The organism is Pseudomonas fulva NBRC 16637 = DSM 17717 (genome assembly GCF_000730565.1).
GTDB lineage: Bacteria > Pseudomonadota > Gammaproteobacteria > Pseudomonadales > Pseudomonadaceae > Aquipseudomonas > Aquipseudomonas fulva.
Genome location: NZ_BBIQ01000005.1, coordinates 1 through 22,381, shown reverse-complemented (window position 1 = coordinate 22,381; position 22,381 = coordinate 1). Strand labels below are relative to the sequence as shown.

16 protein-coding genes are annotated in these 22,381 nt (G+C 63.2%); 12 read left to right on the top strand and 4 right to left on the bottom strand.

The features are described from left to right. Nucleotides 1–26: 26 nt before the first annotated feature. Entirely contained in the window at nt 27–1,922 is a 1,896-nt protein-coding gene (gene exaA, locus PFU01S_RS06865; RefSeq protein ID WP_027914777.1) for a quinoprotein ethanol dehydrogenase, read from the bottom strand. Between the two features lie 251 nt (nt 1,923–2,173). Between exaA and pedF the strand changes: the two genes are divergently transcribed. From pedF to PFU01S_RS22350, 11 genes are all read left to right on the top strand, one after another. Beyond that, complete coding sequence (gene pedF, locus PFU01S_RS06860) at nt 2,174–2,635, top strand: cytochrome c-550 PedF (protein WP_027914778.1); 462 nt, start codon at nt 2,174–2,176, stop codon at nt 2,633–2,635. Between the two features lie 23 nt (nt 2,636–2,658). After that, the gene (locus tag PFU01S_RS06855; RefSeq protein WP_088523007.1) at nt 2,659–3,525 is read left to right on the top strand and encodes a substrate-binding periplasmic protein; all 867 of its coding nucleotides are present in this window, start codon (nt 2,659–2,661) and stop codon (nt 3,523–3,525) included. A 9-nt stretch (nt 3,526–3,534) separates the two neighbouring features. Further along, nucleotides 3,535–4,299 (top strand): quinoprotein dehydrogenase-associated SoxYZ-like carrier, encoded by a 765-nt coding sequence (locus PFU01S_RS06850; RefSeq protein WP_028687020.1) that lies wholly within the window; start codon nt 3,535–3,537, stop codon nt 4,297–4,299. 39 nt (nt 4,300–4,338) lie between these two features. After that, nucleotides 4,339–5,271: a quinoprotein relay system zinc metallohydrolase 1 gene (locus PFU01S_RS06845; RefSeq protein WP_028687021.1), complete on the top strand. Its 933-nt coding sequence runs from the start codon at nt 4,339–4,341 to the stop codon at nt 5,269–5,271. Between the two features lie 142 nt (nt 5,272–5,413). Further along, nucleotides 5,414–7,204, top strand: coding sequence for a PQQ-dependent alcohol dehydrogenase PedH (gene pedH / locus PFU01S_RS06840; RefSeq protein ID WP_027914782.1), 1,791 nt, complete (start codon nt 5,414–5,416; stop codon nt 7,202–7,204). A gap of 118 nt (nt 7,205–7,322) precedes the next feature. Beyond that, on the top strand, nt 7,323–8,843 hold the full coding sequence (exaC, locus tag PFU01S_RS06835) for an acetaldehyde dehydrogenase ExaC (protein WP_028687022.1): 1,521 nt from the start codon (nt 7,323–7,325) through the stop codon (nt 8,841–8,843). 119 nt (nt 8,844–8,962) lie between these two features. Next, on the top strand, nt 8,963–9,034 hold the full coding sequence (pqqA, locus tag PFU01S_RS21680) for a pyrroloquinoline quinone precursor peptide PqqA (RefSeq protein WP_080672057.1): 72 nt from the start codon (nt 8,963–8,965) through the stop codon (nt 9,032–9,034). Nucleotides 9,035–9,097: 63 nt separating this feature from the next. Then, the gene (gene pqqD / locus PFU01S_RS06830) at nt 9,098–9,370 is read left to right on the top strand and encodes a pyrroloquinoline quinone biosynthesis peptide chaperone PqqD (protein WP_027914784.1); all 273 of its coding nucleotides are present in this window, start codon (nt 9,098–9,100) and stop codon (nt 9,368–9,370) included. 89 nt (nt 9,371–9,459) lie between these two features. Beyond that, entirely contained in the window at nt 9,460–10,623 is a 1,164-nt protein-coding gene (gene ercA / locus PFU01S_RS06825) for an alcohol dehydrogenase-like regulatory protein ErcA (protein WP_027914785.1), read from the top strand. After that, nucleotides 10,607–12,334: a PAS domain-containing hybrid sensor histidine kinase/response regulator gene (locus PFU01S_RS06820; RefSeq protein ID WP_027914786.1), complete on the top strand. Its 1,728-nt coding sequence runs from the start codon at nt 10,607–10,609 to the stop codon at nt 12,332–12,334. Before ercA ends, PFU01S_RS06820 begins: the two co-directional genes overlap by 17 nt. A 222-nt stretch (nt 12,335–12,556) precedes the next feature. Beyond that, on the top strand, nt 12,557–12,697 hold the full coding sequence (locus tag PFU01S_RS22350; protein WP_165919249.1) for a hypothetical protein: 141 nt from the start codon (nt 12,557–12,559) through the stop codon (nt 12,695–12,697). 39 nt (nt 12,698–12,736) lie between these two features. Here PFU01S_RS22350 and PFU01S_RS06810 read toward each other — a convergent pair whose 3' ends face one another. Both PFU01S_RS06810 and nhaA read right to left on the bottom strand, forming a co-directional pair. Next, nucleotides 12,737–13,594 (bottom strand): SDR family oxidoreductase, encoded by an 858-nt coding sequence (locus PFU01S_RS06810; RefSeq protein ID WP_027914787.1) that lies wholly within the window; start codon nt 13,592–13,594, stop codon nt 12,737–12,739. A 154-nt stretch (nt 13,595–13,748) separates the two neighbouring features. After that, nucleotides 13,749–15,086, bottom strand: coding sequence for a Na+/H+ antiporter NhaA (gene nhaA / locus PFU01S_RS06805; RefSeq protein WP_027914788.1), 1,338 nt, complete (start codon nt 15,084–15,086; stop codon nt 13,749–13,751). Between the two features lie 234 nt (nt 15,087–15,320). Between nhaA and PFU01S_RS06800 the strand changes: the two genes are divergently transcribed. Continuing rightward, a complete protein-coding gene (locus tag PFU01S_RS06800) occupies nt 15,321–19,658 on the top strand; it encodes an NEL-type E3 ubiquitin ligase domain-containing protein (protein WP_028687023.1) in 4,338 nt (1,445 codons plus the stop codon). A 51-nt stretch (nt 19,659–19,709) separates the two neighbouring features. Here PFU01S_RS06800 and PFU01S_RS06795 read toward each other — a convergent pair whose 3' ends face one another. Beyond that, entirely contained in the window at nt 19,710–22,136 is a 2,427-nt protein-coding gene (locus PFU01S_RS06795; RefSeq protein ID WP_028687024.1) for a TonB-dependent siderophore receptor, read from the bottom strand. Nucleotides 22,137–22,381: the final 245 nt, after the last annotated feature.

Below are 22,381 nucleotides of genomic sequence, written 5' to 3'. Positions count from 1 at the left end.
GCAGCCGGAGCGCGCCCCGCTGTCGGTCAACGTTGAGCAGTCGTGGTGTCCCAACTCGGTATCTTGAACACCCAGAACGAACCGCCCTGGGCCACTGGCTTGGTCAGTTCGGCCATGTCGCCGCCCCACAGCGGCACCGCCCCGCCATAGCCGACAGTGACACCGATGTATTGCTCCCCGTCCTGCTCCCAGGTAATGGGCGGGGAAACGATGCCGCTGCCCGTCTGGAATTTCCAAAGCTCTTTGCCGGTCTTGGCGTCGAAAGCCTTGAAGAAACCGTCACCGGTTCCGGTGAACACCAGGTTGCCCTTGGTCGCCAGCACCCCGGCCCACAGCGGCAGGTGCTCCTTGTGTTCCCACACCAGCTTGCCGGTGGTCGGGTCCATGGCGCGCAGGGTGCCTACGTGGTCGTCGTACATGCGCTTGATGCGAAAGCCCATGCCCAGGTAAGCGGAGCCTTTCTTGTAGTTCACTTCCTCGGTCCAGTATTCCTCTTTCCACTGGTTGCCCGGGATGTAGAAAAGACCGGTGTCCTGGCTGTAGGCCATGGGGTTCCAGTTCTTGCCGCCCAGGAAGGGTGGCGACACTTCCACCGGCTTGCCCTTGGTTTCTCCCGGCAGCGGCTTGGCAGGCCGTTGCCCTGGATTTTCCACGGGACGGCCGGTCTTGAGGTCGATGTGACTGGCCCAGGTGATGTTGTCGACGAAGGGGAAGGCGTTCTGCAGCTTGCCGTCGTTGCGATCGACCACGTAGAAGAAACCGTTGCGGTCGGCATGCCCCGTGGCCTTGATCACCTTGCCTTGCTTGTCCTTGTAGTCGAACAGCACCAGCTCGTTGTTGCCAGAGAAGTCCCAGGCGTCGTTGGGGGTGTGCTGGTAGAACCATTTGACCTCGCCAGTGCTGGGGTCCACGCCCACCTGGCCGGAGGTATAGAGGCTGTCGTAATCGTGCGGGTTGCCGTCCTTGGCGGTGCGTGCCCAGGTGTTCCAGGGGCCTGGGTTGCCTGCACCAACGATGATGGTATTGCTTTGGGCATCGAAGCTTGCACTCTGCCAGGGTGCGCCGCCGCCGTGGCTCCAGGCCTCCACCTTGCCGGTTTCGGTGGTCGGGTCATCCGGCCAGGACGGTGCCTTGACGTTGCCAGTAGGGGTGCTGTCCTTGCCATTGAGGCGGCCCATGTGGCCCTCGACGAAGGGGCGCATCCACACTTCCTCGCCGGTTTCCGGGTCACGGGCGAACAGCTGGCCCACCACGCCGAATTCGTCGCCGGAGCTGCCGTGGATCAGCAGCACCTTGCCGCTGGTCTTGTCCTTGACCAGCACAGGCGCCCCGGTCATGGTGTAGCCGGCGCTGTGGTCGCCGAATTTCTTGTTCCACACCACCTTGCCGGTGTGTTTGTTCAGCGCGATGACCCGGGCGTCCAGCGTGCCAAAGTAGACCTTGTCGCCGTAAATGGCAGCGCCACGGTTTACCACGTCGCAGCACGGGCGAATGTTGTCCGGCAGGCGGTGATTGTAGGTCCACAGGCGTTTGCCGGTCTTGGCATCGAGGGCGAATACCCGCGAGTAGGAGCCGGTGACGTACACCACGCCGTCGCTGACAATAGCCTGAGACTCCTGGCCACGTTGCTTTTCGTCACCAAAGGAGTAAGACCAGGCCGGGGTCAGCTTGAACACGTTCTTGTCGTTGACCTGGGCCAGCGGGCTCCAGCGCTGGGCGTTGGTGCCCATGCCGTATTGCAGGACGTCCCCAGTCGTGAGGTGGTCGTTGGCGATGTCTTCCCAGGTCACGTTCTTGCTGGCAGGTGCCGGGCTTGTGGTTGCCGCCGTGGCCACTGTCCCGGTGGCCAGGCTTGCGGCCAGCAGCAGGGCCTTCACGCTCAGGGCCAGGGGAGACGGGGCGGGTAGCGATCTTGTTGTCATGGTTGCAATTCCCTGTGGAGTTTGGCCCGCACAGCGTGGTCCGTCCGGACGCTGCGCAACAGGGAGAAAATCCCGCCGAGGCCGGGAAAACTTCCCACCGCCAACCTCTTTTCGCACGTCGTCGCAAGCCCTACTACCAAGGAACGAGCACCCGACCACCAAAGCAGCATACGGCCCCGGCGCCGCGGTTTCTAAGATGGCGGCACGGCCTCTGTGGTTGAGGCCTTGCGTGCAACCGTGAGGGCATAACAATGACAATCAAACGCAACGTCGTGCTGGCTGCCGGCCTGTTGGCCGGTGCCGTGTTGACCGGGTCGGCCTGGGCCCATGGCAACGTGGTGCCGCAGGCGGTGGAGACCCAGGGGCTGACCCCGATCAAGGAGGCCGGCGTGAGCCTGGATGCCGATGGCTGGGCGGCGGTCAACCCTTACCGCGAGTCACCCGAGCACGACAAGGCGGTCGAAATCGGGGCGTCGGCGTACAACCAGAACTGCGCGGCGTGTCATGGTCTTGAAGCCAAGTCCGGCGGCATCGCGCCTGACCTGCGCATGCTCGACGTCGGTGAAGCGGGTGATGAGTGGTTCGTCGAACGTGTGCGTCACGGTGCCGTACGCGATGGCCGCGTATACATGCCCAAGATGGCGGACTACCTGAGCCAGGAAGCGCTCTGGGCAGTGCGCACTTACCTGGACAGCGTGCACGTGGAGGAATGAACGTCGTGCGCCACTGGGCGGCCATGTTCTGCGTCATTGCCGGCCTGCTGCTAGGGGATGCACCGGTGCAGGCGCAGCTGCGCAACTACGATTCGATCATCGCCGCAGGCGAGCTCAAGGTGGCGGTCTACAAGGACTTTGCCCCCTACAGTTTCCAGGACCATGGCCAGGCCCGTGGGGTGGACGTGGAGCTGGCGCAGGCGCTGGCCGACGGGTTGGGCGTACGCCTGCAACTGATCTGGGCACCGCCTGGCGAGAAGCTCGACGACGACCTGCGCGATTACATCTGGCGAGCAAGCCCGCTGCGTCACCAGCAGCTGGCCGATGTGATGATGCGCGTGCCCTACGACCAGGCCTATACCCAGAAGCGCAACGAATTGGGCGAGCTGGAAAACGGCCAGGTGGTGATGTTCGGCCCTTACCAGCAGGAGCGCTGGCAGGTGGCGTTCGATCGCAGGCGCCTGCCTGCGGTCAGTAATATCGCGGCGCTAGAGGGTCACCCGGTCGGGGTCGAGGTGGACAGCGTGCCTTCGTTCTACCTGACATCGGTGTTCGACGGGCTACTGCGTGCCAGCGCGCGCCACTACCCCAGCGTGCAGCGAGCGTTCGCGGCCATGGGCAAGGGCGAGGTGGATGCGGTGATGGCCATGCGCGGTGAAGTGGATTGGCAACTGCACCAGGCCCGCGATCGGCACCTGCAGGTGGCTGAAAACGCCTACCCCAGCCTGGGCAAGCAGGTTTGGGAAATCGGAATGGCGGTGCACGAAAGCAACCGGCAGCTGGCCTATGCCCTGGAAGAAACCCTGGAAACGATGATCCGCGAGGGGCGCATGCAGGCGCTCTACGCGCACTACGGGCTGCGCTACGAAGTCCCGGAGATGTACCAATAGGAGCGGACGATGAACTGGCGAGCGGGATTGGGGCTGGTGTGCATCCTGAGCGGGTCGGCTCATGGGCTGGGCGGTACACCTGCCAGCAATGCCGACCCTGTCCCTTCGGTGATGTGGGCGTTCTACCACAAGCAGATCTTGAACCAGGCGCCGTTCGTCTTCGATGATCGGGTCAAGGTGCTGGCGCCGCCTTTTGCCGAGGATGCTCGCCAGGTCCCGCTGGAGATCGATGCTCGGGCCTTGCCTGACGTGGTGCGGATTCTGGCCTGGGCCGAGCTCAATCCGTTGCCGCGCATCGTCGACTTCGAACCTGGGGAACAGGTCATGCCCTGGTTGTCGGTGCGCATCCGGGTCGAGCAGGCTACGCCGTTACGCGCAGCGGCGCTGACCCGCGACGGCACCTGGCATGTGGGATCGGCCCTGGTCGACGCAGCGGGTGGGGGGTGCACCGCACCCAGCGTGGTGCGCACCCAGCCTGGATGGGAGGAGCACTTGGGTGAAGTGCTCGGGGGGCGCTATCGGCGCCAGGATGGCAGCCGCTTGCGCCTGCAGATCGCTCACCCCATGGACAATGGCCTGGTCAGCGGGATTCCCGAATTCTTCATCAACCAAGCTGAGTTGCTGGATGAACACGGGCAGCAGATCGCGACCTTGGTGCTTTATCCGGCGGTCAGTGAAAACCCAAGCCTTGGGTTCGATGTACGCGCACCGGGGCCTATCCGCCTGGTGCTTCAGGACAACAGCGGCAATCGGTTCGAAGCCGCCGTGCCTTGAACGTGGCCGGCGTGGTTTCATGCCCATGGGAGGTACCTGATGCGATGGATGATGCTCTTGCTGCTGGGCGTGGGCCTGCCGGCGCTGGCCGACTTCGACTACCGGCTAGCGCCGCGACAGATCGCCCAGGGCACCTGGGTACTTGAAGGCAGTACCGACAATTTCCAGAAGGCCAACGGCGGCAATGTCGTGAACACGGCGTTCATCGTGACCGACGCCGGTGTGGTGGTGATCGATAGTGGGCCGTCCAAGCGCTATGGGGAGGCCATGCGCCAGGCAATCGCCGGGGTCACGGACAAGGCCGTCATCGAAGTCCTGTTGACCCATCACCACCCGGATCATGTGCTGGGTAACCAGGCATTCGCCGAGGTGCCGATCGCTGCGCTGGCCGGTACGACCGAGCTGTTGCGCCAGCAGGGCGATGCCATGACCGAGAACATGTACCGTCTGGTCGGTGACTGGATGCGAGGCACCGAAGTGGTCTTGCCGACCGAGGTGGTACAACCCGGCAGGCGTGAAGTGGGCGGGCATCGACTGCGCCTGTTGGGCTTGGCAGGGCATACCGGCGCTGACCTGGCCATTTTCGATGAAACGACCGGCGTGCTGTTCGCGGGCGACCTGGTGTTCTACGAGCGTGCCCTGACCACGCCCAACAGCCCGGGGCTGGACGTCTGGCAACGTGACCTGGACACGTTGCAGGCCTTGCCCTGGCAGCAACTGGTACCGGGCCATGGCCCTGTCGCAAGCGATAGCAGGCCCTTTGCCCAGATGCACGATTACCTGCGTTGGCTGGATGGCCTGATGCGCGAAGGCGCCGAGCAGGGCGCCGACATGGTCGAGATGATCCGCAGCCCTGTGCCCGAGCGGTTTGCCGCGATCAGCCTGACGCGCTATGAGCTGATTCGAAGTGTCAGTCACCTGTACCCACGCTATGAAAAGCAGGTGATGCAACGGGTGGATGTGAGGCCCTGATAACGGCCAGGCCCTGTTCCCTTGTACCAAGGAACTAGGGTTTTGCGCATTGCGGTCAATTGCTGGCAGCCAGGGCGGGAACAAGAATTCCCGCCACACCGGGAAAATTTCCCGGCATAACAAAAAGCCAAAGGTAGCTGCCATGACCCGTACTCCATGCCGTCCCGTGTTTGCCTTGAGCCTTGTGTTCAGCGCCTTGCTGCTTGCCGGCGCAGCCCACGCCGGCGTCACCGATGCCGAGATCCTGCAAGACCCCAAGAACCCCCAGCAGATCGTGACCAACGGGCTGGGTGTGCAGGGCCAGCGCTACAGTCCGCTGGACATGCTCAACACCCGCAACGTCAAGGAGTTGCGGCCGGTTTGGGCATTCTCGTTTGGCGGCGAGAAGCAGCGCGGCCAGCAGGCGCAGCCGTTGATCAAGGATGGGGTCATGTACCTCACAGGTTCCTACTCACGGGTATTCGCCGTCGACGCACGCACCGGCAAGAAGCTGTGGCAGTACGATGCCCGCTTGCCCGACGATATCCGCCCTTGCTGCGATGTCATCAACCGAGGGGTTGCGCTGTACGGCAACCTGGTCTTCTTCGGCACCCTGGATGCCAAACTGGTGGCCCTGAACAAGGACACCGGCAAAGTGGTCTGGAGCAAAAAAGTGGCCGACCACAAGGAAGGCTACTCCATCAGCGCGGCGCCCATGATCGTTAACGGCAAGCTCATCACCGGCGTTGCCGGGGGCGAATTCGGGGTGGTGGGCAAGATCCAGGCCTACAATCCGGAGAATGGCGAGTTGCTCTGGATGCGGCCCACGGTCGAGGGCCACATGGGCTATGTCTACAAGGACGGCAAAGCCATCGAGAACGGCATCTCGGGCGGTGAAGCCGGCAAGACCTGGCCGGGCGATCTGTGGAAGACCGGCGGCGCGGCTCCCTGGCTGGGCGGCTACTATGACCCGGAAACCAATCTGATCCTGTTCGGCACCGGTAACCCCGCCCCCTGGAACTCGCACCTGCGTCCCGGCGACAACCTGTATTCGTCCTCGCGCCTGGCACTGAACCCGGACGATGGAACGATCAAGTGGCACTTCCAAAGCACGCCCCACGACGGCTGGGACTTCGACGGCGTCAACGAGCTGATAGCGTTCAACTACAAGGACGGGGGCAAGGAGGTGAAGGCCGCCGCCACGGCTGACCGCAACGGCTTTTTCTACGTGCTAGACCGCACCAACGGCACGTTCATCCGCGGCTTCCCCTTCGTCGACAAGATCACCTGGGCCACGGGCCTGGACAAGGACGGTCGCCCGCTCTACAACGACGCCAGTCGCCCGGGCGCACCGGGCAGCGAGGCCAAGGGCAGCTCGGTGTTCGTCGCGCCTGCCTTCCTGGGCGCCAAGAATTGGATGCCCATGGCCTACAACCGTGACACCGGGCTGTTCTACGTGCCTTCGAACGAATGGGGCATGGACATCTGGAACGAGGGCATCGCCTACAAGAAAGGCGCAGCGTTTCTGGGCGCAGGCTTCACCATCAAGCCCCTGAACGAAGACTACATCGGCGTACTGCGTGCCATCGACCCGGTCAGCGGCAAGGAAGTCTGGCGCCACAAGAACTACGCCCCGCTGTGGGGTGGGGTGCTGACCACCAAGGGCAACCTGGTCTTCACCGGCACCCCCGAGGGGTTCCTCCAGGCCTTCGATGCCAAGACCGGCGAGAAGGTGTGGGAGTTCCAGACCGGCTCCGGTGTCCTTGGCTCACCGGTGACCTGGGAAATGGATGGCGAGCAGTACGTGTCGGTGGTCTCCGGCTGGGGCGGGGCTGTACCGCTGTGGGGCGGGGAGGTGGCCAAGCGGGTCAAGGACTTCAACCAGGGCGGCATGCTCTGGACCTTCAAGCTGCCCAAGCAATTGCAGGGCGCCAGCGCAACCGCGCAGCGCTGAACCCTACTACCAAATGACGAGCGCCCCGCTGCTAACGATGCATTCGCCTGGCAAGCGGGGCTTTTTACCATCGTCGTATCGCCTGTCGCAGGCAGGCATCGACCCGCAGAGGCTCAGCATGATCTACGCACAACCCGGAACCCCAGGCGCCGTCGTGTCCTTCAAGCCACGCTATGGCAACTTCATCAACGGCCAGTTCGTACCGCCAGTGGCGGGGCAATATTTCACCAACAGCTCGCCGGTCAACGGCCAGCCGATCGCCGAATTTCCGCGGTCCACCGCCCAGGATGTGGACAAGGCCCTGGACGCCGCCCACGCCGCGGCCGATGCCTGGGGCAGAACCTCGGTGCAGGACCGCGCGCTGATGCTGCTGCGCATCGCCGATCGCATCGAGCAGAACCTGGAGGTGCTGGCGATTACCGAAACCTGGGACAACGGCAAGGCCGTTCGTGAAACGCTCAATGCCGACGTGCCGCTGGCGGCGGATCATTTCCGCTATTTCGCCGGCTGCATCCGAGCCCAGGAGGGCGGCGCCGCCGAGATCAACGAGGGCACCGTCGCGTACCATTTCCATGAACCGCTGGGTGTGGTGGGGCAGATCATCCCTTGGAACTTCCCTTTGCTGATGGCCGCCTGGAAGCTTGCCCCGGCACTGGCCGCTGGCAACTGCGTGGTGCTCAAGCCCGCCGAGCAGACGCCGCTGTCGATTACCGTGTTTGCCGAACTCATCGCCGACCTGCTGCCCGCTGGCGTGCTCAATATCGTCCAGGGCTTTGGCCGTGAAGCCGGAGAGGCCCTGGCCACCAGCAAGCGCATCGCCAAGATCGCCTTCACAGGCTCCACGCCGGTGGGCGTGCACATCATGAAATGCGCTGCGGACAACATCATCCCCTCGACGGTAGAGCTGGGCGGTAAATCGCCGAACGTGTTCTTCGAGGACATCATGCAGGCCGAGCCCGCCTTCATCGAGAAGGCGGCAGAAGGGCTGGTCCTGGCCTTCTTCAACCAGGGCGAGGTGTGCACCTGCCCGTCGCGGGCGCTGATCCAGGAATCGATCTACGAGCCGTTCATGGCCGAGGTGATGAAGAAGATCGCCAAGATCAGCCGTGGCAACCCGCTCGATACCGACACCATGGTCGGCGCGCAAGCCTCCGAGCAGCAGTACGACAAGATCCTGTCCTACCTGCAGATCGCCCAGGACGAAGGCGCGCAATTGCTGGCCGGCGGCGCTGCCGAGCGCCTGCAGGGCGACCTTGCCAGCGGCTATTACATCCAGCCCACGCTGCTCAAGGGCGACAACAAGATGCGCGTGTTTCAGGAGGAAATCTTCGGGCCCGTGGTGGGTGTGACCACCTTCAAGGACGAAGCCGAGGCGCTGGCCATCGCTAACGACAGTGAATTCGGCCTGGGCGCTGGCGTGTGGACCCGCGATATCAACCGTGCCTACCGCATGGGCCGCGGCATCAAGGCCGGGCGCGTCTGGACCAACTGCTACCACTTGTACCCGGCGCATGCTGCGTTCGGGGGCTACAAGAAGTCGGGCGTGGGCCGCGAAACCCACAAGATGATGCTCGACCACTACCAGCAGACCAAGAACCTGCTGGTGAGTTATGACATCAATCCACTGGGCTTCTTCTAAGGCTCAGGCACCCTCGTCCATGGGCGCCGTGAGTTCGTTCCAAAGTAGCATTTGGCCCCGCGGCTGCCCGTGCATTAATGGCTGTACCGGAATCGTCCGGCCCAAGAAGAGGACACGCCATGTGGACCAAACCCACCTTCACCGACTTGCGCATTGGCTTTGAAGTGACGATGTACTTCGCTAACCGTTGATCCGCACGCCGGCCACCCTCGCGGTGGCCGGCGTCTTTCTACCCGCCAGGAACATGTTGAGCCGTGGAGCCGATCAGCCGTCAGCAGGCCTTGCAAGTGCACCGGCGGGCACGCTTGCGCTGGGAGCCGAGTACCGGCATGCATGTGCTCCAATGCCCGGGCATGGTCATCGAACTGACCGGCAGTGCCGGTTGGGTGCTGGAACTGCTGGACGGGCAGCGCAGCGTGGCCGTTGTGATCGAGCACTTGCGTCAGCGCTATGGGGACGTGCGAGGCCTTGAGGAGGATGTGCTGGGCTTTCTCGAGCTCGCCAGGGTCAGGGCCTGGGTCGAGTGAGCGACGATGCCACCTAGGTCTGGTTGCTTTCGTGGATGGATGCATTACGCTGGCACTCACCTTCCAGAACAATAAGATCAGGCTTGCCCATGAGCCAGAGTTTCAGCCCGCTACGCAAATTCGTTTCGCCTGAAATCATCTTCGGTGCCGGCTGCCGGCATAACGTGGCCAACTACGCCAAGACCTTCGGGGCCCGCAAGGTGCTGGTGGTCAGCGACCCCGGGGTGATCGCTGCCGGGTGGGTGGCCGACGTCGAGGCCAGCCTGCAAGCCCAGGGCATCGACTATTGCCTCTACAGCGCAGTGTCGCCCAACCCCCGGGTCGAGGAGGTGATGCTCGGCGCCGAGATCTACCGGCAAAACCATTGCGATGTCATCGTCGCAGTCGGCGGGGGCAGCCCGATGGACTGCGGCAAGGCCATCGGCATCGTGGTGGCGCACGGACGCAGCATCCTCGAATTCGAGGGTGTGGACATGATCCGCGTGCCCAGCCCCCCGCTGATCCTGATCCCGACCACGGCCGGCACCTCGGCGGATGTGTCGCAGTTCGTGATCATCTCCAACCAACAGGAACGCATGAAGTTCTCCATCGTCAGCAAGGCGGTGGTGCCCGACGTGTCGTTGATCGATCCGCAGACCACCCTGAGCATGGACCCGTTTCTGTCGGCCTGTACCGGGATCGATGCCCTGGTGCATGCGATCGAGGCGTTCGTCTCCACCGGCCACGGCCCCTTGACCGACCCCCATGCCCTTGAAGCCATGCGGCTGATCAACGGCAACCTGGTGCAGATGATCGCCAATCCGACCGACATCGGCCTGCGCGAAAAAGTCATGCTGGGCAGCATGCAGGCGGGGCTTGCCTTTTCCAATGCCATCCTCGGCGCCGTGCACGCGATGTCCCACAGCCTGGGCGGCTTCCTGGATCTGCCCCACGGGCTGTGCAACGCGGTGCTGGTCGAGCATGTGGTGGCGTTCAACTACAGCTCGGCGCCAGAGCGTTTCAAGGTGATTGCCGAGGTGATGGGCATCGATTGCCGGGGCCTGAACCACCGGCAGATCTGCGCGCGTCTGGTCGACCACCTGATCGCCTTGAAATACGCCATGGGCTTCCATGAAACACTCGGGCTGCACGGTGTGCGCACCAGCGATATTCCATTCCTGTCGCAGCACGCAATGGACGATCCGTGCATCCTGACCAACCCACGTGCCTCCAGTCAGCGAGACGTCGAGGTCGTTTATGGCGAAGCCCTCTGAAGCGCAGCAGCGAGCACTGGCCGGGCTGCTCGGGCTGGGCGACCAGTCCGCGCGCAAGAGTCATTACCCGGAGCTGGCCGCGCGGCTGGAGGAACTGGAAGCTGAGCGCAACCGCTACAAGTGGTTGTTCGAAAATGCCGTTCACGGCATCTTCCAGGCCAGCCTGCAGGACGGCATGCGTGCTGCCAACCCGGCCCTGGCGCGGATGCTGGGCTACGACGACCCTCAGGCCGTACTGTTCTCGTTGACCGACCTTGGCGCCAACCTCTTCGTCGGGGGTGCTCAGGAACTGCACGCCATCACCACGACCTTGGCGCGCGAGCATAGCCTGCACGGTTACGAAACCCGCCTGCGGCGCCGTGATGGCAGCCACATCGACGTGCTCATGAACCTGTTGCGCAAACCCGGGCATGAGGGCTTGGTGGAAGGGTTCGTGGCCGATATTACCGAGCGCAAGCTGGCGCAGCAGCACTTGCAGCAACTCAACGATGAGCTTGAGCAGCGGGTGGCCGACCGGACCGACCAACTGCTCGAAGCCAATCGCAACCTGCACCAGCAGATCACCGAACGCAAGCAGATCGCCCGGGCCCTGCGCGACGCCCGGGACGCCGCACAACTGGCCAATCGCAGCAAAGACAAGTACCTGGCGGCGGCCAGCCATGACCTGCTGCAGCCGCTCAATGCCGCCCGCTTGCTGATCGCGACCCTGCGCGAGCGGCCGCTTGCGCAGGCCGAACAACTGCTGGTGGAGCGCACTCACCAGGCCTTGGAAGGGGCCGAAGACCTGCTGACTGACCTGTTGGACATCTCGCGACTTGATCAGGCCGCCGTGAAGCCGGACATGGGCGTGTACCACCTGAGCACCGTGTTCGCGCCGCTGGTGTCTGAGTTCGAGCCAGTGGCCGACGCCGCAGGGCTCAAGCTCAGGGCGCGCATTCCCGACGTTGCCGTGGGCACCGATCTGCGGCTGATGACCCGTATCCTGCGCAATTTTCTCAGCAATGCCTGCCGCTACACGTCAACGGGCGGCGTGCTGTTGGCGGCGCAGCGGCGTGGCCATTACCTGGCGCTGCAGGTATGGGATACCGGGCGCGGTATCCCGGAAGATCGCCTGGAGTCGATCTTCCTCGAGTTCAACCAGTTGGATGTGGGCCGTGCAGCCGAGCGCAAGGGGGTTGGCCTGGGCCTGGCGATCGTCGAGCGCATCGCCAAGATACTCGAGCATCCGGTACGGGTGCGGTCGCGGCCCGGACGAGGGTCGGTGTTCACGATTGAGGTGCCAATGGCAAGCTGCCTGCCGGCTGCTACCCCAGTGGTCCTCCTGCAGCCGAGCATGGGGGACCCACTGCCGGGGCGGCGGCTGCTGGTGCTGGATAACGAGTCGAGTATCTTGCACAGCATGGGCGCCTTGTTGAGCCAATGGGGGTGCGAGGTCGTCACGGCTTTGGATCAGCACGCGGCCTGTATCGCGCTGCAGGGTCGGCCGCCAGAATTGATTTTGGCCGACTATCACCTGGATCATGGCGTTTTGGGGTGCGACGTGGTTGAGCGGTTGCGTGAGCAATTCGGGTGCACGATCCCTGCGGTCATCATTACCGCCGACCGCAGCGACGAAGGCAGGCGGGCGTTCCAGGCGCTGGGCATGCCGGTACTGAACAAGCCGGTAAAACCCGGGAAACTGCGCGCGGTGCTCAGTCAACTGCTGACCTGACCGACAATCGGGCAGCGTATTTCACGGAATTTAAGCGTTGGCACGGATATCTCATGGAAGTTGGCCATGCCCGGGTCGGGTGGGTCATGCGACCACGCGTTGGTGAACAAGAACAACAAGGGGGCTTACATGAGCTGTCTGATATGCGCAGGACAAGCAGAGTCCGTCGAATGTGCCGGCGGGTGGGAGCAGCGCCAGTGCGCCCAGTGTGGGTGTTACCGAATGTCCCAGGCATTGATTCTGACGATGATGGAAGAAGGCCAGATATTCGACACTGCTCGCATGCGCCAGTGGCTCATGGTGAGCAGGGACAGCATGCCGGTGCCTTGCATTGACCACGCTCAGGCGATTCTGATGCCGTGAGGTGGTGGAGGGCTCTGCGGGTGCAGAGCCCTGCGTCTGTCAGAGAATGGGCTTGCCGCCTGTCACTGCATAGCGCGAGCCGCTGATGTAGCTCGCTTCGTCCGAACCCAGCAGCACGTAGATCGGGGCTACTTCCACCGGTTGGCCCGGGCGGCCCATGGGGTAGCTGGAGCCGAAATTCTTGACTGCTTCGTCGGGCATGGTCGCGGGGATCAACGGCGTCCAGATCGGGCCTGGCGCTACGCTGTTGACGCGTACCCCTTTTTTGGCCAGCAGTTGCGCAAGCCCTGCGGAGAAGTTGGCGATGGCGCCTTTGGTCGCCGCATAGGCCAACAGCGAGGAAGACGGATCATCGGAGTTGACCGAGCTTGTGTTGATGATCGAGCTGCCTTTGGGCATGGACGGCAAGGCGGCCTTGCAGATGCGGAAGATCGCCGTGATGTTGGTGTCGAAGGTTTTCACCCATTCGTCATCTTCGATTTCCTCGAACGTTTCGTGGGCCATCTGGAAGGCGGCGTTGTTGACCAGGATGTCGATGCGGCCGAATTCGGACACGGTTTTTTCCACGATCGCATGGCATTGCTGCTTCTGCGCCAGATCGCCTGGCAGCAGTAGGCACTTGCGCCCGGCTGCCTCGACCCAGCGCGCGGTCTCCTTGGCGTCTTCGTGTTCGTCCAGGTAGGAGATAGCGACATCGGCGCCTTCACGGGCATAGGCGATGGCCACTGCGCGGCCAATGCCGCTGTCGCCGCCAGTAATCAGCGCTTTCTTGCCCTCGAGCCGGCCATGGCCGACGTAGGTCTGCTCGCCGCAGTCCGGTACCGGGTCCATTTTCGGCTGGGAGCCGGGCACTGTCTGGGGTTGGGAGGGGAAGGGCGGGGTAGGGTAGTCGCGCATGGTAAAAGCTCCTGCAGTTGAGAATGCTCGTACCTGTTCGAAAGGTCCCGTTGCCCTGGGTTGATTCGGATCGATGATTGGGACGACGAGCGGCCGTTGGCAAGCCTTAAGCGTGTTTCCCCATGCGCGTGAGCATGGGGAAACAGCGTCGGCGCTACCTGTGTTTACCGCGCACGCGCCACGCGCCCCATGCCAGGCCCAGCGTGGCCGCAACCACCGAGCCTGCCAGCACGCCCAACTTGGCCGCACCCAGCGCCGCTGGGCTGGCGAACGCCAGGTTGGCGATAAAGATGGACATGGTGAAGCCAATGCCGGCCAGCAGCCCGATCAAGGTGATGCCGCTCCAGTTGACCCCTGGCGGCAGCGAGCACACGCCCAGGCGCACCATCAGCCAGCTGATGCCGACGATGCCCACTGGTTTGCCGATGACCAGCGCCGCCATCACCGACTCCATCACCCAGCGCGGCGTCTCGCTGTCCAGGTTGACGCCCGACAGGCTCACCCCGGCATTCGCCAAGGCAAACAGCGGCATGATCCCGAATGCCACCCAAGGGTGCAGCGCGCTTTGCACACGCACCACCGGCGGCAGCACTTCACGTTGGGCCACGCGCAGCTGCTTGAGGGGCGTCAGCAGTTCGCTTGCGTCTTGGGCCGCGGCTTTGGCGCGGCCGACCACCTCATCGCTCAGGCGCGACACGGCTTCTACGGGGCGCTCCCACATGGGTCGGCTGGTGACAGGGGTCATCAGGCCGAGTACGACGCCTGCCAGGGTAGGGTGGGCGCCGGTCATCAGCACACCCACCCATGTGATCGCGCCTGGGATGACGTAGGCGAAGGCCGAGCCGACGCCAATGCGCTGCATGAGCAGGACCAGCAGCACGCCCACTGCCGCGACAGCGAAGCCTAGGTAGTCCAGGCCACCGGAATAGAACACGGCGATGATCAGCACGGCGATGATGTCGTCGATGATCGCCAGGGCCAGCAGAAAGACGCGAATATTCGACGGGATCGACTTGCCCAGCAACGCCAATACGCCGACCGCAAAGGCGATATCGGTGGCTGTCGGCACGGCCCAGCCTTGCTGTTCGCTGGGCGCATGGCCGAAGCCCAGGTAGACCATGGCAGGCACGGCGACGCCGCCCATGGCTGCCACCATGGGCAAGGACGCCTGGCGCAGGCTGGAAAGGGCGCCTTCATGAATCTCGCGGCGAATCTCCATGCCGACCACGAGGAAGAAGATCGTCATCAGGCCGTCGTTGATCCAGAAATGCAGGGACTGGGAATAGACCAGCGAGCCGATGCCCAGCGTGATTGGCGTATGCCAGAGGGCGTCGTAACTGGCGGCGGCCGGGGAGTTGGCCCAGATCAGGGCGGCGATGGCGGCGATCAGCAGTACCACACCACTGACGGCTTCGATGTGCAGGAAACGTTCGAGGCTGGCCAGCGCGCGCTCGGCCAGTTGCTGTGCTTTGGGGACTATCGTGTTTTGCATAGGCGCAATAACTCCCGCATGGCGGCCCGACCTGCGTAGCTTGTTTAACCTGCTTCACTGCCCCAAGCAGCTAGCACCCGGGCGCGATTGTAGCGCAACTGGCCACGTGTGGGGAGACTGAGGTCGGTGACGCCGGGCTATGCACCGCGCTGCATGTGGGTGGCGTTAGACAACTACCTCAAAGACAGGTCTCGAAGCTGGCTGAGTGACGCTTTTGCGACTCACAGGTGCTTCATGACAAACTCGCCGTTTTCCGATGATTCCGTGGATGCATTCATCGCCGACCGACTGCCACCCTGGATGACTGATGCCACGGTCGAGCAGCTCCAAGTCCTGCATCAGGCGCTGCTTGACCAGCAACGGGCGCGTGAGCAGGTTCAGGCCGTTTTCGCCCAAGTGCAGCCTCTGGACGACTTCGCCAGCACATTACTTGAGGCGGCATTGCAAAGGCTCTTGCACCGGCCGGTGGACGTCCGAGCTGCCAGGCTTCATCGCGTGGTGCATGTACGTTACCCGTCCGGTGTAACCGCCATTCCTGATCGCGTGGTTCCCAAGACGCTGGAGCAACCCTTGCTGGCCTGTGCGTTGCACAATTTTGATCGGCGAGAGACCGCCGAGGTAGCCTGGTTGCCACAGTCGAACGTGCTGGATGCGGATGGGACGGTGCTCCCCTTGCGTCCGCGGGCTTTCGCGGGGGTCTGTCGGTCCTTGGACCTGGGCGCTGCTTACCAGCAGCACCTCAAGCAGGTGCTGTTTGCCGACGACAAGCGCCGACGCGAAGTCAACGCGGACCTTGAAGAGGGGTGGCGCCGCAGCCTACTGGCCGCTGTAGAGCTCGCGCGGCTACAGGGCGTCGTGAAGGGTGCGAAGCTTGATCGCCTGGTCAGTGCTGTAGCCGGCGCTGTCGAGCCACTGCCAGGCGCGTTCAGCGAAATTCGGCTGTTTGGCCGAGTGGTGACCGGTGTTACGGTGTTCGAACCTGCGTCTGAGCACGGCTCATCCGCGCCACAGAACCTGATCGTGTGGATACCTGACGATCCCCATGGCGCCATTGGCGCTTACCCTTCGTGGTCGCAGTTGTTTCGCAGCCTTGGCACGCGTTTGCGCGACCCTGCGTACCGGCAGTTCTTCCAGCGCTTCATCAAGGAGCATGATCGCCTGCATTTCAGCCAGCGCTTCCAGCATGCGCTGGGCAGCGCAGCGGCTGAGGACCCCATCGAACTGGACGGTCGCCACCAAGTCATCCACGGTGCACTGATCGCGCACCTGCGCAGCGTCCAGGTCGATACCCTGCTCGAGGACGCGCAGTCCCTGGCTGTGCCCAGCACGGCGGTGGACAGTCAAGCGCGCGACCGGCGTAACCACTTACTCAAGGGTCTCGGGCTGGACCTGCTGGGCTTGGCCAGTTTCTTCGTACCCGAGCTCGGGTTGCCCTTGCTCGCACTGGCGGCGCGCCAGGTTACCGATGACGTGATCGATGGCTACCACGAGTGGGCGCTTGGCGATCGAGAGGCAGCGCTCGGTCATCTGATGTCGGTGGCGCAAAACGTCGTCATGATTGGGGTAGGCGCCGCTGTCGGTGCAGCCACGGGCCGGATGCTGGCGCGAGAGGGCGTCATCGATGAACTGGCACCTGTGCTGACGCCTGCGGGCGAGCAGCGCCTGGCCCGGGTCGACCTGCCAGGTTATGCGGTTCCCGACTCGGACCTGATGGCCGGGCAGCGGGGTTTGCTCAATGGGCGTTTACACGTGGCCGTAGAGGGCAGTGCCTACAGGTTGGGGCCTAGTGAGTATCGCGCGACGATTGAGCATCCGCAGCGTGTCCAAGCCCCTGCTGTTAGCCTGGAAGACAATGAGGCGGGCGGGATGCGCCATGCACTGGAGCGCCCTCAGGAGTGGTCCGACGTCGGCATGCTGGTGGCGCGTCTGGGCTCGAACCTGAGTTCGGTTAGCCCAGCAGCGGTGCGCGCGGTGCTGCGCAGTGTAGGGCTGGACGAAGCCGCGTTGCGTCGCTTGCATCTTGAAAACGCACCTGCACCTGCGCGCTTGTGTGATGCCGTGCACAGATACGAGCTGCATCGAGCGTTCCCCCGCCTGCGTGGACAAGCCTTCGAAGCGCATTGGCATGAGGCAGAGGAAGTGCCCGCGCTGGCGGCCGAGCCGCTGCACCGCGATTTTCCAGCACTTTCCACGCGCGCTGGCCGGGAGTTGCTCACGGCCGCGGGCGATACCGAGCTCAGGCAGTTGCTGGAGCAACGCAAAGTGCCGCTCGCGCTGGCCGAGCGGGCACGATGGGCGTTGCATGACGCACGCCTGGATCGTGCGTGTGCCGGTTTCGAGCAGGCCAACGCCGTTAACAGGGATACCGAGCGGTTGGCTTTGGCATTGCTGCACCGCGACTGGCCTTGGGCTGCGGCAGTCAAGATAGAAGTGCACGAGGCGCAATTCGGGGGCGATATGCGAGCCAGCGTAGGCGCTGACACGGCACCCGAGACCCGCTGCCTGATTCATAAGGCACAGGGGTACCTGATAACCGATCATGCAGGACGTCCCCTGCACGGTGCTGTGGCCAGTGATGATTTTTTCCAGGCATTGCTGCGCACCCTTGACCCCGAGCAGCGCGTTGCCATGGGGGCGGCCTCGGGGGCCCCGGCCGATCTTGCCAGCGCGCTGGCAGACCGTGCTTTTGCTGACCGGACACAGGCTGCGCGGCTCTTGGGCATGGTGCCGGTGGGCAAGCCAAGGCCTGCGATGCGCCTTGGTGATGGACGTATCGGCTATAGGCTGAGTGGCCGTCCGGAAGGGTCGCGGCAAGCCATGCTTCGGGGCTACCAGCAGATCTTCCCGACGCTGAACGAGATGGAAATCGAAGTGTATCTTGAGCGGGTGCGGTTGCAGGGCGAGCAACCGTGGGATCACCTGCGCCAATTGCAGCAGTGCCTTGTCGATCTGGGTGAAAACCTGGCAGCCTGGCGCCGAGAAGCAACCACTGCGCCTTTGCCTGAGCGCCGTCGACAGATTGCTCGTCGCATCCGCCAATGCTGGCGGCGTAAGCGACCCGATGCCGATGGCGAGTACCGCCTGGTCATCGACAGCGAGCGCATCGAAAGTCTTCCGCTGTTGCCTGAGCAAGCGTCGTTCGATCACGTCACCCACCTGACAATTCGCCGCGCCTACTTGTCGGGCATCACCGAGGGGTTTCTCCAGCGATTCCCCAATGTACGCACCCTGGACTTGAGCCACAACTTGCTAAGCAGTGTTCCAGAAGGCTTGCAGGCACTGACCCAGCTCACCGAGCTGCGCCTGACGCGCAACCAGATCGTGATCGACGACGCAGGCCTGGCCAGGCTCAGTGCATTGACCAGGTTGCGCATCCTTGACCTGTCGCATAACCCTATCGGTCGGCTGCCACCGCTGGGACGGTTGCTGGATCTACAACGGCTGCACTTGCGTGGCACGGGCTTGAACGAGTTGCCGATAGAGGCATACATGCACCCCGCGTTGGAAGACATCGACCTTCGCGACAACCATATCGCGGGCATGAGCCCGACCCTTGCTCACTCCCACCGGCGTCTGGCTGGGCTAAGCCTGCACGATAACCCTGTGCCCGAACCCACCCAGACCGCGCTACGCAGCACGCTGGGCGAAGTCGGGGCAACGGCCTTGCCTGTGCGCCGTCATGGCCCTGGCGGGCAAGAATCCCTTGAGCGCTGGTTGGCGGACTCCAGCCCTGAGGAGCGTGGGATTCGCTCCGAGCATTGGGCGGCGCTGACCGACGAGCCTGGCAGCGATGACCTGATGCGGTTCTTCAACGACCTTGGGCGCTCGAACGACTATGACTTTCAAGGCATCGATCTGCGCAGGCGCATCTGGGCGTTGATCGAGGTGTGTGTCGAGCATTCGCAGGTCCGTGAAGCTGTCTTCCAGCAGGCAGCGGGCCCGCGCACCTGTGCTGATCAGATGCTGCTGATGCTTAGCCTGTTCGAGGTGCGTGCCCTGGTCGCGACCCGCACCGCAGGGCTTGCCGCCGCAGACACGGCGCCTGCTCTCGTGCGCATTGGCCGCGAGCTGTATCGCCTGGACGAGGTGGATCGTGTCGCAGCCCAGCACATTGCCAGCGAGCGGGCCAGCAACCCCTACGGCCTGATCGATGAAGTGGAGATACACCTGGCATATCGGGCAGGGTTGGTCCGGCCGTTGGGACTGCCGGCTCAATCACGCTACATGTATCACCGGGTATTTTCCGACGTCGACGATGTGCGTCTGCGTGAAGCCGCACGCAGTATTCTGCTGGCTGAAAGCAACGCGCGGATTGCCGATTCGCTACTGCAGCGCACGTTTTGGATGGATTTTGTGCGCACTTCGTATGCAAACGAATACGAGACATTGAACCAGCCCTACCACGTCCAGCTCGAGGCACTTTTGCAGGGCCAGGAAGGTATGACCGAGCAGCAGATCATCGAGGCCGTGGGTAAACTTGCCGATGAGCGCAGCGCGGCCGAGCGCCAGCTGACCCTGTCATTGACCTTGCGGCTGCTGCTGGAGCATCCCTGGGAGGGAGAACTGGCGTGACTACCGGGCCCGTCATTGATGGGCCCGCTTATCCGCTGGCGGGTGTGGGCCTCAGAAGTTGTAGCGCAGCGTTGTCATGACGTTGCGTGGGGCGCCGTAGATGCCACCCGCCGTGGTCGTCAGGTAGTGCCTGTCGAACAGGTTACTGACGTTCACACTGGCTGAAAGCTGTGGAGTGACCTGGTAGCGAGTCATCAGGTTGACCAGCGCATAACTGCTCTGGGTGGTGGCGTAGCTCAAGGCGTAGCCCGTTTCACTTTGCCAGTTGAACCCGCCGCCGACAGTCCATTTATCCAGCCCACCCGGCAGGCGGTAAGTGGTGAACAGCTTCACGCTGTTGCGCGGAATCTCGGTGACGATGCGCTCGTCGTTGGTATCGAAGCTGACGTTATAGGAATAGCCCGCCGTGACCTGCCAGCCTTCAGCCAGCTCACCGTTGACCTCAAGCTCCACACCTTCGCTCGTGGTGCCGCTCTCGGCGCGATACGCCTGAAACCCGTTGGGCTGGAGCAGGCGCCCATCGGCGATTGCCAGGTTGTCCTGCTCTACTCGGAACAGGGCCAGGCTCGCGGTCAGGCGTTCGTCGAGCAGGTCGGCTTTCAATCCTACTTCGTAGCCTGTGCCTTCCTGTGGATCGAGGGGCGAGCCCTTGACGTCGCGGATCTGGTTACCTTGCGGGTTGAAGATTTGGGTATAGCTGGCGTAGGCAGCCCAAGTATCGTTCAGGTCATAGACCAGCCCAGCATAGGGGATGACCACACCATTTTCGGTGCGCTCGGTGCGTTGACGCGAGCCACTATAGAGCGCGCTCTTGTTCACCCTGTTCCAGTCGACCACGCGCGCCCCGAGGATCAGCCTGGCGGCGTCGCTCAGGTGCAGCCGCGAGGTCAAGTAGCCGGCGTACTGGGTTTCGGTCATGTCGGTGGTACCGATTTGGGTGAACACTGGCTTGGGGGACGACCCGTTCCAGTTGAAGATGTTGTCGATGGTGTCGTCGTAGCCTGTTCGAGCGCTCTGCCAGCCGCCGAAGTTGGAGGTGCCTCTTTCCTCGGTCCGCGACAGGGTCACGCCACCGATCAATTCGTGCTCGCGCCCCAGGGCGTCGAAGGTGCCGGTGAGATAGGCGTCCAGGCTGTCCTGGGTGGGCGCTGCCTTCCAGCGTGTCGGGTTGATCGTTGCACCGGCACCGGTTGCTGGGTCGATTTCGCCATCGACGTAGGCGATCACGGTGTCGTAGTCGTTGCGCGCGTGGGTGTACTCCACCTTGCCGCTCCACCCGTTGGCGAACTGATGTTCAAGCGAGGTGAAGAGGGTACTTTGCTGCCGATCATAGTAGCTCCAGTTTGGCGCGGTATTGAACGAGCGGGAGAAATGTGTGCGTGCCCCGTCCGTGGTGAACAGCGGGAAGCCGGTGCGAATGGGGGCGGTACTGTGGGTGACCTGATGGCTGAGGCCCAACGTCAGCAGGGTCGTGTCGCTCAGGTCCAGTTCGGTGATGCCATATAGGGTCGAGATTGCTTGGCTAAAGCGGTCGATCCAGGCGTGCTGGTCCTTGTGATCGGCCACCAGGCGGCCGCGCAGCCTGCCGCTTTCATCGAGCGCGCCGCTCACATCAACACCCAGGCCATAGCGATCCCAGCTACCAGCCTCGGCGCTCAGTTGCACGTGAGGATCAACGGTGGGGCGTTTGCGAATCAGGTTGATGGTGGCCGATGGGTTGCCCATGCCACTGATCAGGCCCGTGGCGCCGCGCACGATTTCCACGCGGTCGTACATGGCCGTGTTCTGGGTGTAGTTGTCCATGTTCGCCGACGTGGGGACGCCGTCGATCTCGAAGTTGCGGATGGCAAAGCCCCGTGACAGGTACGCCGTACTGTCGGCGCCCAGACTTTCGCGAATGACGGTGATGCCGGTGGTTGCGTCCAGTGCGTCGGTGAGGGTATCGAGCTTCTGGTCGTCCAGGCGCTGGCGCGTCAGGACCGTGATCGATTGTGGGGTTTGCTTGAGTGACAGGTTCAGGCGCGTGGAGCTGCTGGACGATTCGGTCGTGTAGGCGCCTGAACCTTCGGTGAGTGCGCCGGGGGCCTTGCCGGAAATGCTCAGGGCGGTCAGTTCAATCGCCCCGCTGTTGCTCGGGGCGGGGGGGAGCACTAGGTAGCCACCATTGGTGTCGCGACTAAGGCGCAGGCCAGTGCCTTGCAACAGGTGATTAAGCCCCTCCCATGCGCCGTAGCGTCCTTGCAGGCCGCTCGAGCGCAGGTCGGCGAGGGCGTTACGATCGAACGACACCGAAAGGGCGGCGCGCTGGGCGTATTCGTTCAGTACGCTGTCGAGGGGGCCTGCGGCGATATCGTGGCTGATGGTCTTCACCTGATCAGCTGCCAGGGCGGGTAGGTGGTCAAGCGGTGAGAGGGCAACGGCTAGCAAGGTTAGGCGCAATATCTGGGTACGTGAAAGTGATTGGGTGCGAAGTGTCATGGCGTGTCCGTTCGTCCTAGGCGTGATCGCGGGTTATTCCGCCGCTTTTTTATATGAACGAACGAGCACGATGATTCACCAGGGTTGTTGGGGATGAGCCTTGGCTAGGGTGATATTCTATGGCCCTACAAGACTAATTTCAGTTGCAATACATCTTGCAGGGCGCGCGGCTTGCAGTTGCAGTTGCAGTTGCAGTTGCAGTTGCTTTTGCTCTTGCTTCTAAGCGCGCGGTAGCCCAGGCGCCG

Bases quoted from the DNA above. Each gene is read 5' to 3' on its own strand.
- exaA (WP_027914777.1), bottom strand. From the start codon at position 1,922: ATGACAACAAGATCGCTACCCGCCCCGTCTCCCCTGGCCCTGAGCGTG.
- pedF (WP_027914778.1), top strand. From the start codon at position 2,174: ATGACAATCAAACGCAACGTCGTGCTGGCTGCCGGCCTGTTGGCCGGT.
- PFU01S_RS06855 (WP_088523007.1), top strand. From the start codon at position 2,659: ATGTTCTGCGTCATTGCCGGCCTGCTGCTAGGGGATGCACCGGTGCAG.
- PFU01S_RS06850 (WP_028687020.1), top strand. From the start codon at position 3,535: ATGAACTGGCGAGCGGGATTGGGGCTGGTGTGCATCCTGAGCGGGTCG.
- PFU01S_RS06845 (WP_028687021.1), top strand. From the start codon at position 4,339: ATGCGATGGATGATGCTCTTGCTGCTGGGCGTGGGCCTGCCGGCGCTG.
- pedH (WP_027914782.1), top strand. From the start codon at position 5,414: ATGACCCGTACTCCATGCCGTCCCGTGTTTGCCTTGAGCCTTGTGTTC.
- exaC (WP_028687022.1), top strand. From the start codon at position 7,323: ATGATCTACGCACAACCCGGAACCCCAGGCGCCGTCGTGTCCTTCAAG.
- ercA (WP_027914785.1), top strand. From the start codon at position 9,460: ATGAGCCAGAGTTTCAGCCCGCTACGCAAATTCGTTTCGCCTGAAATC.
- PFU01S_RS06820 (WP_027914786.1), top strand. From the start codon at position 10,607: ATGGCGAAGCCCTCTGAAGCGCAGCAGCGAGCACTGGCCGGGCTGCTC.
- PFU01S_RS22350 (WP_165919249.1), top strand. From the start codon at position 12,557: ATGTCCCAGGCATTGATTCTGACGATGATGGAAGAAGGCCAGATATTC.
- PFU01S_RS06810 (WP_027914787.1), bottom strand. From the start codon at position 13,594: ATGCGCGACTACCCTACCCCGCCCTTCCCCTCCCAACCCCAGACAGTG.
- nhaA (WP_027914788.1), bottom strand. From the start codon at position 15,086: ATGCAAAACACGATAGTCCCCAAAGCACAGCAACTGGCCGAGCGCGCG.
- PFU01S_RS06800 (WP_028687023.1), top strand. From the start codon at position 15,321: ATGACAAACTCGCCGTTTTCCGATGATTCCGTGGATGCATTCATCGCC.
- PFU01S_RS06795 (WP_028687024.1), bottom strand. From the start codon at position 22,136: ATGACACTTCGCACCCAATCACTTTCACGTACCCAGATATTGCGCCTA.